Source organism: Pseudomonas sp. 43mfcvi1.1, assembly GCF_900115935.1.
Lineage (GTDB): Bacteria > Pseudomonadota > Gammaproteobacteria > Pseudomonadales > Pseudomonadaceae > Aquipseudomonas > Aquipseudomonas bijieensis.
Window position 1 is genome coordinate 385227 of record NZ_UETT01000002.1, and the last position, 14175, is coordinate 399401.

Genomic DNA, 14175 nt, shown 5'->3' on the forward strand with positions numbered 1-14175 from the left:
AAGGGGCTGCATCAAAGGGTACGGGCGCGTTAGGATGGCGCGAAGCCGAGGTTGGAACCTCGTATTGATTCACTGCACACGAGGATTGTCATGACCGACTTCGCCAACGCCGCACCCAGCACCGTGGACATCGTCAAGCGTGAAACCTGCTTCAAGGGTTTCTACAAGCTCGATCGCCTCGTCCTGCGCCACGAGTTGTTTGCCGGTGGCATGAGCCGTGAAATCAACCGTGAACTGTTCGTACGCCATGACGCGGTGTGCGTGTTGCCCTACGACCCGCAGCGCGATGAAGTGGTGTTGATCGAACAGTTTCGCGTGGGCGCCATAGGCAAGACGACCAACCCTTGGCTGGTTGAACTGGTGGCCGGCCTGATCGACAAGGACGAGCAACCGGAAGAAGTTGCTCATCGTGAGGCGCAGGAGGAAGCTGGGCTTGTCTTCGCTGCGCTCTGGCCGATGACCAAGTATTTTCCATCGCCGGGCGGCAGTGATGAATTCGTACATTTGTACCTGGGGCGTTGCGACAGCACGGGGGCCGGAGGCCTGCATGGCCTGGAGGAGGAAGCTGAAGACATTCGGGTGAAGGTCTGGGCTTTCGAAGATGCCTTGCAGGCGGTGCGCGACGGACGTATCTGCAACGCGGCCAGCATCATTGCCTTGCAATGGCTGGCCTTGAATCGCGATGAAGTGAGGGGGCTATGGTCCTGAACAAGCTGCGCGATCGTTATCGCGTCGATCTGGTGGGGCTGCAGGCCGCCTGCGAGGCCAACTACGCCCGCCTGATGCGCCTGTTGCCGGACATGCGCAACGACCCGGCGCCACGGCGCATCGCCGTGACCCACGGCGACCAGATGCTCGGCGTGCTGGCCCTCGAGGTATTGCAGACCTGTCCCTACACCACCACCTTGCAGGTGCGCCAGGAACACAGCCTGCCCTGGTTGCCGGTGCCGCAACTGGAAGTGCAGGTCTATCACGATGCGCGCATGGCCGAAGTCGTGAGCGCTGAACATGCACGACGCTTTCGTGGCATCTATCCTTACCCCAATGCGTCAATGCACCAGCCGGACGAAAAAGCCCAGTTGAATCTGTTTTTGGGTGAATGGCTGAGTCATTGCCTGGCGTTGGGTCACGAGTTCGAAGTCGTTCGGTAGTTGTGAACCGGTTCCGGTTCGCGGGTTTCCCCTTTCGATCGTCCCCCAGCATAATTGCGGCTTCATGCAACGGCGTGATTGCGCCTGGGAGAGAGCGATTTGCCGAGCGTATCCAGCCTGACCACTGCCGATGCGGCGTTGTTGGTCCAACTGTCCGATAGCCATTTGTTCGCCGAGGCCGATGCTTCGTTGCTGGGCATGAACACCCGTGACAGTTTGCGGGCGGTCATTGACCTGGTGCTCAAGCAGCAGCCCGACATCGACCTGATGCTTGCCACTGGGGATTTGTCCCAGGACGGGACGCTGGAATCCTATGAAGCGTTTCGGCAGTTGAGTGGACTAATCGAGGCTCCGGCGCGTTGGATTCCGGGTAACCATGATGAGCCGCAGGTGATGCTCGAGGCGGCGGTCAAGAGCACGTTGCTCGATCCTGTGGTGGATATTGGCAACTGGCGCGTGACGATGCTCGACTCCGCCGTGCCCGGGTCGGTGCCGGGTTTTTTGGCCGAGGAGCAGCTGATTCTGTTGGCCAATGCCTTGAGCGAGGCGCCGGAGCGGCATCACCTTGTTTGTCTGCATCATCATCCGGTGTCGGTTGGGTGTGTGTGGATGGAGCCGATTGGGTTGCGTAATCCGGAGGCGTTGTTTGCGGTGTTGGATCGGTTTCCTCAGGTGCGTGCTGTGCTGTGGGGGCATGTGCATCAGGAGGTTGATCGGGTGCGGGAGGGGGTTCGTTTGTTGGCTTCGCCTTCGACCTGTATTCAGTTTGAGCCGGGGAGTGAGGATTTTGCGGTGGGCTCGCAGGCGCCGGGGTATCGGTGGTTGCGGCTTTGGCCGGATGGGCGGTTGGAGACGGGGGTTGAGCGGGTGGTTGGGTTTGCGTTTACCCCGGACTATGAGTCCAACGGTTACTGAGTTTTGATTGAGTACATATCCGTTGCTGCGGTAACGGCCACTTATGGTTCCGCTCTTACAGCGGGTCACTTTCGAAAAGCCCGGAAGCCGGCCCAGTCGAAAGTAACCAAAGCGCTCCTGCCCCACCACTCGGTGCCTCGCCTAGGCTCGGCATGCCCTCACTCCGGCATTGCTCCGTGGGCCCGCCGCGAAGGGCCATCCATGGCCCAGCGCGGCTATCCCGGCATCCATGCCGGGATGCCCACTGCGCAACGCCTGCGTTCGGCCATCGTGGTTAACGGGGCGCCGAGATCAACGTCCACCGCGAGGCGGCCTGATAGCCGACCTGGCTCTTGTGGGGTGTACACCCATCAGACTTGTTTGAGCTGGACCTGTGGGAGCAAAGCTTGCTCGCGAGGCGGCCTTATAGCCGACCTGCTCTTGCGGGTGTACCCAATCCAACTGTGGGAGCGAGCCTGCTCGCGAAGGCGGCGGTACATTCAACATTGATGCAAGCAGACCCACCGCTATCGCGAGCAAGCTCAGCTCCCACAGGGATCGGCGATGGACGCTCATCTTATAAACGACCAAAAACCTGTGTGGGAGCGAGCTTGCTCGCGATGGCGGCCTGACAGCCGACCAGGGTTTGTGGGAATGGTCGGACACCCCTCCGGGCTGCATTAGATTTTTCCGACGAGCTCTGGCGGTTGCCGGGTGGGAAGGGCTGTCGCTAACCTTTTTCTGTCGCTGAAAACTCAGCGGCCGGGTCTGGAAACCCGAAAGTAGGGGGCGTTATTTCAATCCTAATGGAGCGCTCAACATGTCTGAAAGTAACTCTGGGCCAACAAAAAAAGATTCCATTTCTCCCGAAGCCAGCCAGATTCCCCCAATGCTTGATGAAGCCGCCAAGCGCGCCATCGACCATTACCTCGACCCCAAGCCCCAACCCAAGAAGAAACAACCCTCAAGCCAATTGTTCTCCGTCGCGGAGAGCGCAGACACCGAAACCCTCCTAGCCAACCTCAGCGAAACCCTGGCCTCCGCCAACGCCATGCTCGGCGACCTGACCTTCGACCTGGAAGGCTCGCGTCGGCATTTCGCCCTGGGAGTCCAGCAGATGATCGAACTCAGTGAATTGTTGGCGAACCGGGCGTTGGACATCGTCGATCCGCGCTAACGTCAAGCGCAAGCATTGTGTGGGAGCACTTGGGTGTGTCATTCAACATTGATGTTGGCTGACCCGACGCATTCGCGAGCAAGCCCGCTCCCACAGGAGAAACGCGGTCTCACCAAGAACCAGGTCGGCTACTAGGCCGCCTCATGGTGGACGTTGATCTCGGCGCCCCGTTAACCACGATGGCCGAACGCAGGTATTGCGGAGTGGCCATCCCGGCATGGATGCCGGGATAGCCGCGCTGGGCCATGGATGGCCCTTCGCGGCGGGCCCACGGAGCAATGCCGGAGTGAGGGCACACCGAGCCTAGGCGAGGTGCCGAGTGGTGGGGCAGGAGCGCTTTGGTTACTTTCGCGCTTTTCGAAAGTGACCCGCTGTAAGAGCGGAACCATAAGTCGCCGTTACCGCAGCAATGGATATGTACTCAATCAACAAAATCCCGGCCGGCTATAAGGCCGCCTCGCGAGCAAGCTTTGCTCCCACAGGCACCGTGATCAACTGATCATCGGCAACAACAAGACAGTCAAATCCCCCAAACCCCCACAAACTCCCTGTAAACTCCGGCCTTTGCCCAACACCCAGGGAGTCGGCAATGTCGGGTTCAATCCTCTATATCCATGGCTTCAACAGCGCCCCAGCGTCGACCAAGGCCTGTCAGTTGACCGAGGTGATGGCCCGCCTCGGCCTGAGCGACCAATTACAGGTGCCCGCCTTGCACCACCACCCCCGCCAGGCCATCGGTCAGCTGGAGCAGGCGATTACACAACTGGGACGGCCGCTGCTGGTCGGCAGCTCGCTCGGCGGCTACTATGCGACTCACTTGGCCGAGCGCCACGGCCTCAAGGCCCTGTTGATCAACCCTGCCGTCAGCCCCCATCGGATGTTTGACGGTTACCTGGGCACGCAGAAGAATTTGTACACCGACGAAACCTGGGAATTGACCCACGACCACGTCACGGCCCTGGCCGAACTGGAAGTGCCGGCGCCCCAGGATCCGCAGCGGTATCAGGTATGGTTGCAAACCGGTGACGAAACGCTGGATTATCGCCACGCCCAGCAGTATTACCGCGCCTGTGCCTTGCGCATCCAGGCCGGCGGCGACCACAGTTTCCAAGGGTTTGCCCAGCAGTTGCCGGCGCTGTTGAGTTTTGCCGGCATTGGCGCCGATTTGTACCAGGCGATCGACTTCACGTCGCTGTGAGCCCATCGCCCCTTTTTCATTGAACACTGACGACGAGACCCCATGGCCACTCCCAGCGCTAGCTCCTATAACGCAGACGCCATCGAAGTCCTCTCGGGCCTCGACCCGGTGCGCAAGCGCCCCGGCATGTACACCGACACCAGTCGGCCGAACCACCTCGCCCAGGAAGTCATCGACAACAGTGTCGACGAAGCCTTGGCCGGGCATGCGAAGTCGGTGCAGGTCATCCTGCACGCCGATCACTCGCTGGAAGTCAGCGATGACGGTCGCGGCATGCCGGTGGACATTCACCCTGAAGAGGGTGTTTCGGGCGTCGAGCTGATCCTCACCAAGCTCCACGCCGGCGGCAAGTTTTCCAACAAGAACTACCAGTTCTCCGGCGGTCTGCACGGGGTGGGTATTTCTGTGGTCAACGCCTTGTCGACTCAGGTGCGGGTGCGGGTCAAGCGTGATGGCAACGAATACCAGATGACCTTCGCCGACGGCTACAAGGCCACCGAGCTGGAAGTGGTCGGCACCGTCGGCAAGCGCAACACCGGGACCAGCGTGTATTTCGCTCCGGATCCGAAGTATTTCGATTCACCGAAGTTTTCCGTCAGCCGCCTCAAGCACGTGCTCAAGGCCAAGGCGGTGTTGTGTCCGGGGCTGTTGGTCAGTTTCGAGGACAAGGCCAGCGGAGAGAAAGTCGAGTGGCATTACGAAGACGGCCTGCGTTCTTATCTGGTGGACGCGGTCAACGATTTCGAACGCCTGCCCAGCGAGCCCTTCTGCGGCAGCCTGGCCGGTAACAAGGAAGCGGTGGACTGGGCGCTGCTGTGGCTGCCCGAAGGTGGCGAAAGCGTCCAGGAAAGCTACGTCAACCTGATCCCCACGGCCCAGGGCGGCACCCACGTCAACGGGTTGCGCCAGGGTTTGCTCGATGCCATGCGCGAGTTCTGCGAGTTCCGCAACCTGCTGCCCCGTGGCGTGAAGCTGGCGCCGGAAGACGTCTGGGAACGCATCGCCTTTGTCCTGTCGATGAAGATGCAGGAACCGCAGTTTTCCGGCCAGACCAAGGAGCGCCTGTCGTCCCGCGAAGCGGCGGCGTTTGTTTCCGGTGTGGTCAAGGACGCGTTCAGCCTGTGGCTCAACGCCAACCCGGAAACCGGTTTGGCCCTGGCGGAACTGGCGATCAACAACGCCGGCCGGCGCCTCAAGGCCAGCAAGAAGGTCGAGCGCAAGCGCATCACCCAAGGGCCGGCGTTGCCGGGCAAGCTCGCCGATTGCGCCGGGCAGGACCCGATGCGTTCCGAGCTGTTCCTGGTGGAAGGTGACTCCGCCGGTGGTTCGGCCAAGCAGGCGCGGGACAAAGAGTTCCAGGCGATACTGCCGCTGCGGGGCAAGATCCTCAACACCTGGGAAGTGGACGGCAGCGAAGTGCTGGCCAGCCAGGAAGTGCATAACATCGCAGTGGCCATCGGTGTCGATCCGGGCGCCGAGGACATGAGCCAGCTACGCTACGGCAAGATCTGCATCCTCGCCGACGCCGACTCCGACGGCCTGCACATCGCCACGTTGCTCTGCGCCTTGTTCGTCCAGCATTTTCGCCCACTGGTGGATGCCGGCCACGTCTACGTCGCAATGCCGCCGCTGTATCGGATCGACCTGGGCAAGGAAATCTACTACGCCCTGGACGAAGCCGAGCGTGACGGCATCCTCGATCGTCTGGTGGCCGAGAAGAAACGTGGCAAGCCGCAGGTCACCCGATTCAAAGGCTTGGGCGAAATGAACCCGCCGCAACTGCGCGAAACCACCATGGATCCGAACACTCGCCGCCTGGTGCAGTTGACCCTGGATGATTTCGAAGCGACTTCGGAAATGATGGACATGTTGCTGGCGAAGAAGCGCGCCGGTGATCGCAAGTCCTGGCTCGAATCCAAAGGGGACCTGGCCGAGGTGCTGGCCTGATGCGCAACGGTTTCGCCCTGGCGTTATTGCTGTGGGCGGGGGTTGTGGTCGCAGGACCGGCGCCGGAACTGAAGTTGCTGTCCGAGCACGTCGTCGAGGGCATGCGCGGTGGCAATCTGTCCGGGCTGGCCCTGTGCGGCAGTGAAATGTGGACGGTGTCTGATCGCGACGATGATCGGATCTACCGCCTCACACCCTCCGAGGCACCAGTCTGGCCGGCGCAAGTGGTCGATATCGAGGTGCCTGAGGTGCCGGACAGCGGTTTTCCCTGGGGCTTGAAATCCCGCACCTGGGCGGCGTCGTTCCTGCGCGGTGGCGAGCTGGATTTCGAAGGCATCAGCTGCGACAGTGCTGGCAATCGCTATGTGGTCAGTGAGTCCCATGCCGCGGTGTTGCAGGTGCCGCCATCGGGACCTGCGTCGTGGTTGAAAATCGCCCCGACGCTGATCCGCCAGGCCCGTGCCAGTGGCATGTTGCTGCATTTCAATGCCCTGTTCGAAGGCCTGGCGATCAACCCGGCTGGCGATCAATTGTGGCTGGCGGCCGAGCGCGAAAGTCGCGGCCTGTTGCTGATCAAGCGCAAGCAGACGGTGTGGGACTGCGATGGCAATTGTGTATTGCTGAGCGAAGCGGGGCTGGAGATGCAGCCAGCGCAGTTCCCCAAGGCCAAGGCGGTTCCACGTGATTTCGCCGATCTGTCACTGTTCAATGGCAAGCTGTTTACCTTGGAGCGCAACGCCTTTCAGATCTGCCGGCGTGACTCGCAGACCGCCCAAGTGGAGCGCTGCTGGTCGTTCGCCGCCGAGGCGTTGCTGGATAATCGTCGTTACGCGCAGGCCTATGGCCTGGCCGAAGCGCTGGTAGTGGACGCCGAGGGCGCCTGGATCGGCCTGGACAACAACGATGGTGCTCGCGCCGACGGCGAAACGCGGCCGATCATCTGGCGCTTTGCCGCGCCGGACGGTGGTTGGGGCGCCTCGCCATGAGTCAGCAGCCGCCGGGCAAGCGTGCTGGCCGGGTGTTGATGATATTGGCCTGGTGCGCGGCGCTGTTTCTGGCGACGCGGTTTTTTGCCCAATGGGAACAGCGCCAGCAAAACCCCAATACCCAGGTGTACTCGCAAAGAGGTGAAGGTTTTATCGAGGTGAAGCTGGTCGGCAATCAACAGGGGCATTTCGTCGCCAGCGGCCAGATCAACGGTCAGCCGGTGGACTTCATGCTCGACACCGGAGCCACCGACGTGGCGATTCCGATGGAGTTGGCCGAGCGCCTCAAGCTGGAAAAGGGTTTCGGCGTGACCTTGAGCACCGCCAACGGTGTGAGCGAGGGCTACCGTACCCGCGTCGACCGGCTGCAATTGGGCGACATCGTCTTGCGCGATGTCCGTGCCCTGGTGGCGCCAGGCCTGGGTGGCACGCAAGTGCTGCTGGGCATGAGCGCCCTGAACAAACTTGAATTTACCCAGCGCGACGGCACCATGCTGCTGCGCCAGACAACGAACTGATGAGGCCCGCATGAGCGACATTCTTGCAGACAGCTTAGACGGCGTAGAACGCCGATCGCTGGCTGACTTCACCGAAAGTGCCTACCTCAATTACTCCATGTACGTGATCATGGACCGCGCCTTGCCGCACATTGGCGACGGTCTGAAGCCGGTCCAGCGGCGGATCATCTATGCCATGAGTGAGCTGGGGCTGGATGCCGATTCCAAGCACAAGAAATCGGCGCGGACCGTCGGTGACGTGCTCGGTAAGTTCCACCCCCACGGCGACTCGGCCTGCTATGAAGCCATGGTGCTGATGGCCCAGCCGTTCAGCTATCGCTACACGCTGGTGGACGGGCAGGGTAACTGGGGTGCGCCGGACGATCCCAAGTCCTTCGCTGCCATGCGTTACACCGAGGCGCGGCTGTCGCGTTATTCCGAGGTTCTGCTCAGCGAACTGGGCCAAGGTACGGCGGACTGGGGCCCGAACTTTGACGGCACCCTTGAAGAACCCCTCGTATTGCCTGCACGTTTGCCGAATATTCTCCTCAATGGCACCACCGGCATTGCCGTGGGCATGGCCACTGACGTACCTCCCCACAACCTGCGGGAAGTGGCCACGGCCTGCGTGCGTCTGCTGGACGAGCCGAAAGCCACGGTGGAACAACTCTGCGAACACATCCAGGGCCCGGATTACCCGACCGAAGCGGAAATCATCACGCCGCGCGCCGACCTGCTGAAAATCTACGAGACCGGTCGCGGTTCGGTGCGCATGCGCGCCGTGTACCACATCGAAGACGGCGACATCATTGTCACGGCATTGCCGCACCAAGTCTCCGGGGCGAAGGTCTTGGAGCAAATCGCGGCGATGATGCAGGCAAAACCGTCGAAAGCTCCACAAGTCGCCGATTTGCGCGATGAGTCCGACCACGAGAACCCCTGCCGCATCGTGATCATTCCGGTCAACAGCCGGGTCGACCACGACGCGCTGATGCAGCACCTGTTCGCCAGCACTGACCTTGAGTCCAGCTACCGGGTCAACATCAACATCATCGGCCTGGACGGCAAACCGCAGTTGAAGAACCTGCGGGCATTGCTGGTCGAATGGCTGGAGTTCCGGGTCAAGACCGTGCGTCGGCGCCTGCAGTTCCGCCTGGACAAGGTCGAGCGCCGCCTGCATCTGTTGGACGGTTTGCTGATTGCCTACCTGAACCTGGATGAAGTGATCCACATCATCCGCACCGAGGAGCACCCCAAGGCCAGCCTGATCGAGCGCTTTGCCCTGAGCGAAATCCAGGCCGACTACATCCTCGACACCCGCCTGCGGCAATTGGCGCGGTTGGAAGAGATGAAGCTGCGCGCCGAGCAGGATGAACTGCTCAAGGAGCAAGCCAAGTTGCAAGCCTTGTTGGGCAGCGAAGCCAAACTCAAGAAGCTGGTGCGCACTGAACTGCTCAAGGACGCCGAGACTTATGGTGATGATCGTCGTTCGCCAATCGTTGAGCGCGCCGAAGCCAAGGCATTGAGTGAGCACGACCTGCTACCGAACGAGAAAGTGACCGTCGTACTGTCGGAAAAAGGCTGGGTGCGCTCGGCCAAGGGTCATGATATTGACGCTACCGGGCTTTCCTACAAGGCTGGGGACGGTTTCAAGGCGCTGGCGGCCGGGCGTTCCAACCAGTTTGCGGTGTTCGTCGATTCTACCGGGCGCAGTTATTCGGTGCCGGCCCACACCCTGCCATCGGCTCGCGGCCAGGGCGAACCGCTGACCGGTCGTTTAACGCCCCCGTCGGGTGCAACTTTTGAATGCGTGCTGATGCCTGATGATGATGGGCTGTACGTTATTGCATCGGACGCGGGTTATGGGTTCGTGGTCAAGGGTGAAGACCTGCAAGCCAAGAACAAGGCGGGCAAGGCGTTGTTGAGCCTGCCGAACAACGCCAAGGTCATTGCCCCGAGGGCGGTCAGCGATCGAGAGAACAATTGGCTGGCTTCGGTAACGACCGAAGGTCGCTTGCTGGTGTTCAAAATCAGCGACTTGCCTCAGTTGGGTAAAGGCAAGGGCAACAAGATCATCGGTATTTCCGGCGAACGGGTGGCCAGTCGCGAGGAATATGTCACGGATATTGCAGTGTTGCCGGAAGGCGCCACGCTTGTGCTACAGGCTGGAAAACGTACGCTTTCGTTGAAAGCAGACGATCTTGAACATTACAAAGGTGAGCGCGGGCGGCGAGGCAACAAGCTTCCAAGAGGTTTCCAGCGGGTGGATGCACTGCTCGTCGAAAACCTCAATTAGGCGTGCTAGAGGGCTCGGTCTGCGATTAAAAGCCGCAGATCGATGCTTTGGCGCTGGAGTCGCGGCGCATATTCACGGATGATAGGCCCTTTCAAGCGCCGGCGTGGCCGAGCGTTCTTCATAATGACCGAGTATTTTTTCACTGTGGCAAGCCTTGTGGCTGCCACCTGGACGGAACGATGACTGCTCTGCGCCTTCCTATTTTGTGGCTCGCCGGCCTGCTTGGCCTGGCGGGTTGCAGCATGAACCAGCCGGTGTCGCTGTACCAACTCGACAGCGGAACCCCGGCCCAGCCTGCGCAAAGCACAGGCATGGCAGTATTGCTGGGGCCGGTCCTGATCGCCGATTACCTGCAACGCGAAACCTTATTGCAACGCCAACCGGACGGTAGCCTGCAGGCCGCCACCGACGGACGCTGGGCTGGCAGCCTGTCTTCCGACATCGATCAATTGCTGTTGCGTCAGGTCGCCGGGCACCTGGACAGCCAGCGTGTGGTACTGGCGCCTGCGACCCAGGGCTTCACCCCGGATGTGCAGGTGCTGCTGTCGATTACTCGCCTGGACTCGGGTAAAGCGCAACCGGCAGTGCTCGATGCCCAATGGCGGTTGATCGACCGTCGTGGCAAGGTGCGTGAGAACCGCATCGTTCATCTGCAAGAGCAACATGCCGGCACCACCGCCGCGCAGGTCCAGGCTCAAGGCGTGCTCCTGCAACGCCTGGCCGAACAACTGTCTGTATCGCTCAAGCCCCTGGCCAACCAGCCGCCTGTCGCCGAAGTGCCACGCAAGCCCGCTCCAGCCCCAGCCAAGCCGGTGGAAAAGGAAAAGGACAAGATTCCCATGGCCTTGCCGATTCGTACGGACATGGAAGTGTTCAGGTTCTGACGCCAGGCCTGGATGCAAAGCGAAGCCCGCATTGATGCGGGCTTTGTTGTTTCTGCGGGTTGGTTCTTCAGTGTCTGTACCGGCCTCATCGCGAGCAGGCTCGCTCCCACAGGGGAGCTCTGCAAGCCACAGACCCAATGTGGGAGCGAGCCTGCTCGCGATGGCGGCGCTGAAGACAACAAAAAGCCCGCAGACAATCACTCATCTGCGGGCTTCGTTACTTCAAGTACCGGGACTCAGGCCTGGCGCTCATGCATCCGCGCCAGTTGCCGCTCCAGCAACGATGGATAAGGCTCCATCAAGCGCTCCACGCAGCACGCGCCTTCGGGGCTGGCGATGGGGCGGATGCGGGCGCGCTGGCGGATCAGGGCGTCGTCGTTGATCTTGCGTTCCACCAGCAGCAGGTTGCGGCTGTGTTGCGACAACGCCAGGGCGTCCTGGGCGGTTTCGGTCAGCAGCAGGTCGATCTGGCTCAGGCCGAACAGACCATCGCCCAAGGTCAGGCCCAATTGCAGTTGCAAGGTGATGCCGCTGTCGGCGACTTCGATCTGCAACTGGTGGCCCAAGGCGCGCAGCAACTCACCGCAGCAAATGGCGTTGGTCAGGTAGTCGTCGCCGCTGTCTTCGGTGTGGAACAGCATCAGCGTGCTGCCGTCGTTCAGGGTGTGCAGTTCACCCTGATAAAGCGAGGCGGCCTGGTCGAGGCAGTCGCGGTAGCGTTCGAGCAGTTCCTTCAGGCGGGCCTGGGGCAAGCGGCGCAGTTGGTCCTGGGCGCCCAGTTGCACGGCCAGCACGGCACTGTGCTGGGGCAGGTTCGAGGCAGCGGGCCTGGCGAGCGGTTGAGGTGCGCCATCGACTGATTCGTCACGCAGGTCGGCGAAGGCGTCATCGTCTTCCTCATCCTCCACCGTGCGCACCACGTGGCGTGGCGCCGGTTTGGAGGCGGGCATCGGCTGGCTTTCATCAAAGCCCGGGTCGCGCAGGTTACGCACTTCGAAGCCCGGCTCAGTGTCCTCGTCGTCCACGTAGTCGATGTCTTCAGGTTCCGGCAAGGGCTCGGGTTCCGGCGCGAAGCTGGCGTGCAGTTGCCGGGCCAGGTCGCCGATTTCATCCTGGCGCTGGGTGGCAGGGGTGTGTTCGTCGATGTCCCGCAGCCAGACGCGCAATTGCAACAGCGGCGTGGAGATGTGCCGCCCCAGGCGCAGACTCAAGGCCAAAGCCAGGGCCAGCAGTATCGCGCTGAGGATGCCCATGCTTTGCAGGCTGATGGTCATCGGTTGCTGGAACTGGTCCATGTCCAGGCTGATGCGCAGTTGTCCGGCGGTCACGTCCTGGAAGGTGATCTTGCTCTGGTACATGCCGCCGGACTCACCCAGCAGGCCCGGCTTGGGCCGTTGGCCGGCCTCGGCGAGGATGCGGTTGTCCACGCTGTAGATGGCGGCGTGGGCCACCAGTTTGTTCTTGGTCAGGTTGTTGAGCAGCACGTTGAGGCTGAGGATGTCGTTGGACACCAGCAGCTCGGTGGCGGACGTGGCGGTCTGGGTGGTCAGGCTTTCACCCAGGGCATCGGCCTGCTCGTGCATCGCCTGCTTGAATTGCAAGCCCATCACGCAGGCATAGATAACCAGGGCCAGGGCGACCAGGATCACGTTATGGCTGGCAATGCGCAATGCAATCGGTACACGACGGTGACGCAGTGCACGGAAGATCAGCAGGAAGAAGTTGTCGGTTTTGACTGGCGTGGGCCGGTTCACTGAGCTCGGCTCTTTGTCCGTGAAATTGACGCGCAGTATAGCGACAGCCCCATGACCGGCAAAGCACTGGCGGTGCCCGATGGTCACTGAATGTGGGTAGAATGCGGTTTTTTTCCACCTGCGGGGGTGCGCCTTGCGCGAAATCGTCCTGATAAACATCACTGGCAGCGACCGTCCGGGTCTGACTGCGGCCATTACCGGCGTTCTGGCCCAGGGTGGTGTGAACATTCTCGACATCGGTCAGGCGGTGATCCACGACACGCTGTCGTTCGGCATCCTGGTTGAAATTCCGGACGCCGAACAAGGCAAGTCGGTGCTCAAGGACATCCTGTTCACCGCCTACAAGCTCGACCAACAGGTGCGCTTCACCCCGGTGTCCGAGGACGATTACCGGCATTGGGTGGCCGGCCAGGGCAAGAAGCGCCACATCGTTACCTTGCTGACCCGCAAGGTCACTGCCGAACAATTGCAGCGCGTCAGCTCGATCACCGCCAAATATGACCTGAACATCGACCATATCGACCGACTGTCCGGGCGCATGCCGCTGGACACCCCGGACGACAAGGGCAAGGGTTGCATTGAGTTTTCCGTGCGTGGCGAGCCGGCTGACCCCCAGGCGTTGCGTGCCGAGTTCCTCAGCGTGGCCCAGGAACTGAACGTCGACATCGCCTTCCAGGAAGATTCGCTGTTCCGTCGTAACCGCCGCCTGGCGGTGTTCGACATGGATTCGACGCTGATCGAGGCCGAAGTCATCGATGAACTGGCCAAGGCGGCCGGCGTCGGCGACAAGGTTTCGGCCATCACCGAACGAGCCATGGCCGGCGAGCTGGACTTCCGCGCCAGCTTCAAGGAGCGCCTGGCGCTGCTCAAGGGGCTGGACGTCAGTGTGCTGGATTCCATCGGCGCTTCCCTGCGCCTGACCGAAGGTGCCGAGACCCTGTTCGCTGAACTCAAGCGCCTGGGTTACAAGACCGCCATCCTGTCCGGCGGCTTCACCTACTTCGCCAAGCAATTGCAGGCCAAGCTCGGTATCGACTACGTATTCGCCAACGAATTGGAAGTGGTGGATGGCAAGGTGACCGGCGTGGCCGTGGAGCCGATCGTCGATGCCCAGCGCAAGGCGGACCTGCTGCGAGAGCTGGCTGAAAAGGAAGGCTTGCGCCTGGAGCAGACCATCGCCGTGGGAGACGGCGCCAACGACTTGCCGATGCTGGCGATCGCCGGCCTGGGCGTGGCGTTCCGCGCCAAGCCGCTGGTCAAGCAGTCGGCCAGGCAGGCGATTTCAACCCTGGGGCTGGATGGGGTGTTGTACCTGTTGGGTTTCAGGGATCGTGACGGGCAGCTCTAAGTAACATGCTTTGAGCAATACGCCGACTCTGGGGAGGCACGCA

General features: G+C 61.4%; 12 protein-coding genes. 11 read left to right on the forward strand and 1 reads right to left on the reverse strand.

The window, feature by feature from the left end:
• The first annotated feature begins 90 nt into the window (after positions 1-90).
• The 10 genes from DTP52_RS05120 (at position 91) to DTP52_RS05170 (ending at position 11030) form a co-directional block, all read left to right on the forward strand.
• Entirely contained in the window at positions 91-708 is a 618-nt protein-coding gene (locus DTP52_RS05120; protein ID WP_109752140.1) for an NUDIX domain-containing protein, read from the forward strand.
• On the forward strand, positions 699-1151 hold the full coding sequence (locus DTP52_RS05125; RefSeq protein WP_003186471.1) for a DUF1249 domain-containing protein: 453 nt from the start codon (positions 699-701) through the stop codon (positions 1149-1151). The genes DTP52_RS05120 and DTP52_RS05125 overlap by 10 nt, the downstream gene beginning before the upstream one ends.
• A gap of 99 nt (positions 1152-1250) precedes the next feature.
• Positions 1251-2066 (forward strand): 3',5'-cyclic-AMP phosphodiesterase, encoded by an 816-nt coding sequence (cpdA, locus tag DTP52_RS05130; RefSeq protein WP_109752141.1) that lies wholly within the window; start codon positions 1251-1253, stop codon positions 2064-2066.
• A gap of 799 nt (positions 2067-2865) precedes the next feature.
• The gene (locus DTP52_RS05140; RefSeq protein WP_109752143.1) at positions 2866-3222 is read left to right on the forward strand and encodes a DUF6124 family protein; all 357 of its coding nucleotides are present in this window, start codon (positions 2866-2868) and stop codon (positions 3220-3222) included.
• A gap of 589 nt (positions 3223-3811) precedes the next feature.
• On the forward strand, positions 3812-4420 hold the full coding sequence (locus DTP52_RS05145) for a YqiA/YcfP family alpha/beta fold hydrolase (RefSeq protein ID WP_109752144.1): 609 nt from the start codon (positions 3812-3814) through the stop codon (positions 4418-4420).
• Positions 4421-4462: 42 nt separating this feature from the next.
• Positions 4463-6367 carry a DNA topoisomerase IV subunit B gene (gene parE, locus DTP52_RS05150; RefSeq protein WP_109752145.1) on the forward strand — a complete coding sequence of 635 codons (1905 nt, stop codon included), beginning with the start codon at positions 4463-4465 and terminating at the stop codon, positions 6365-6367.
• The gene (locus tag DTP52_RS05155) at positions 6367-7353 is read left to right on the forward strand and encodes an esterase-like activity of phytase family protein (protein ID WP_109752146.1); all 987 of its coding nucleotides are present in this window, start codon (positions 6367-6369) and stop codon (positions 7351-7353) included. The genes parE and DTP52_RS05155 overlap by 1 nt, the downstream gene beginning before the upstream one ends.
• On the forward strand, positions 7350-7871 hold the full coding sequence (locus tag DTP52_RS05160; RefSeq protein WP_109752147.1) for a TIGR02281 family clan AA aspartic protease: 522 nt from the start codon (positions 7350-7352) through the stop codon (positions 7869-7871). The genes DTP52_RS05155 and DTP52_RS05160 overlap by 4 nt, the downstream gene beginning before the upstream one ends.
• Before the next feature lie 10 nt (positions 7872-7881).
• On the forward strand, positions 7882-10146 hold the full coding sequence (parC, locus tag DTP52_RS05165) for a DNA topoisomerase IV subunit A (RefSeq protein ID WP_109752148.1): 2265 nt from the start codon (positions 7882-7884) through the stop codon (positions 10144-10146).
• A 179-nt stretch (positions 10147-10325) separates the two neighbouring features.
• Positions 10326-11030 carry a membrane integrity-associated transporter subunit PqiC gene (locus DTP52_RS05170; RefSeq protein WP_109752149.1) on the forward strand — a complete coding sequence of 235 codons (705 nt, stop codon included), beginning with the start codon at positions 10326-10328 and terminating at the stop codon, positions 11028-11030.
• Positions 11031-11266: 236 nt separating this feature from the next.
• On the opposite strand, the gene DTP52_RS05180 is transcribed toward DTP52_RS05170, so the two are convergent.
• Positions 11267-12784, reverse strand: a complete 1518-nt coding sequence (locus DTP52_RS05180) for an AhpA/YtjB family protein (RefSeq protein ID WP_109752151.1) — start codon at positions 12782-12784, stop codon at positions 11267-11269.
• A 133-nt stretch (positions 12785-12917) separates the two neighbouring features.
• Here DTP52_RS05180 and serB point away from each other — a divergent pair, with 133 nt between their 5' ends.
• Positions 12918-14132, forward strand: coding sequence for a phosphoserine phosphatase SerB (serB, locus tag DTP52_RS05185; RefSeq protein ID WP_003197189.1), 1215 nt, complete (start codon positions 12918-12920; stop codon positions 14130-14132).
• The last annotated feature ends 43 nt before the right edge of the window (positions 14133-14175 follow it).

Excerpts from the sequence above, each read along its gene's own strand:
- parC (WP_109752148.1), top strand. The coding sequence starts at position 7,882 with ATGAGCGACATTCTTGCAGACAGCTTAGACGGCGTAGAACGCCGATCG.
- DTP52_RS05120 (WP_109752140.1), top strand. The coding sequence starts at position 91 with ATGACCGACTTCGCCAACGCCGCACCCAGCACCGTGGACATCGTCAAG.
- parE (WP_109752145.1), top strand. The coding sequence starts at position 4,463 with ATGGCCACTCCCAGCGCTAGCTCCTATAACGCAGACGCCATCGAAGTC.
- DTP52_RS05140 (WP_109752143.1), top strand. The coding sequence starts at position 2,866 with ATGTCTGAAAGTAACTCTGGGCCAACAAAAAAAGATTCCATTTCTCCC.
- DTP52_RS05170 (WP_109752149.1), top strand. The coding sequence starts at position 10,326 with ATGACTGCTCTGCGCCTTCCTATTTTGTGGCTCGCCGGCCTGCTTGGC.
- DTP52_RS05125 (WP_003186471.1), top strand. The coding sequence starts at position 699 with ATGGTCCTGAACAAGCTGCGCGATCGTTATCGCGTCGATCTGGTGGGG.
- DTP52_RS05160 (WP_109752147.1), top strand. The coding sequence starts at position 7,350 with ATGAGTCAGCAGCCGCCGGGCAAGCGTGCTGGCCGGGTGTTGATGATA.
- DTP52_RS05145 (WP_109752144.1), top strand. The coding sequence starts at position 3,812 with ATGTCGGGTTCAATCCTCTATATCCATGGCTTCAACAGCGCCCCAGCG.
- DTP52_RS05155 (WP_109752146.1), top strand. The coding sequence starts at position 6,367 with ATGCGCAACGGTTTCGCCCTGGCGTTATTGCTGTGGGCGGGGGTTGTG.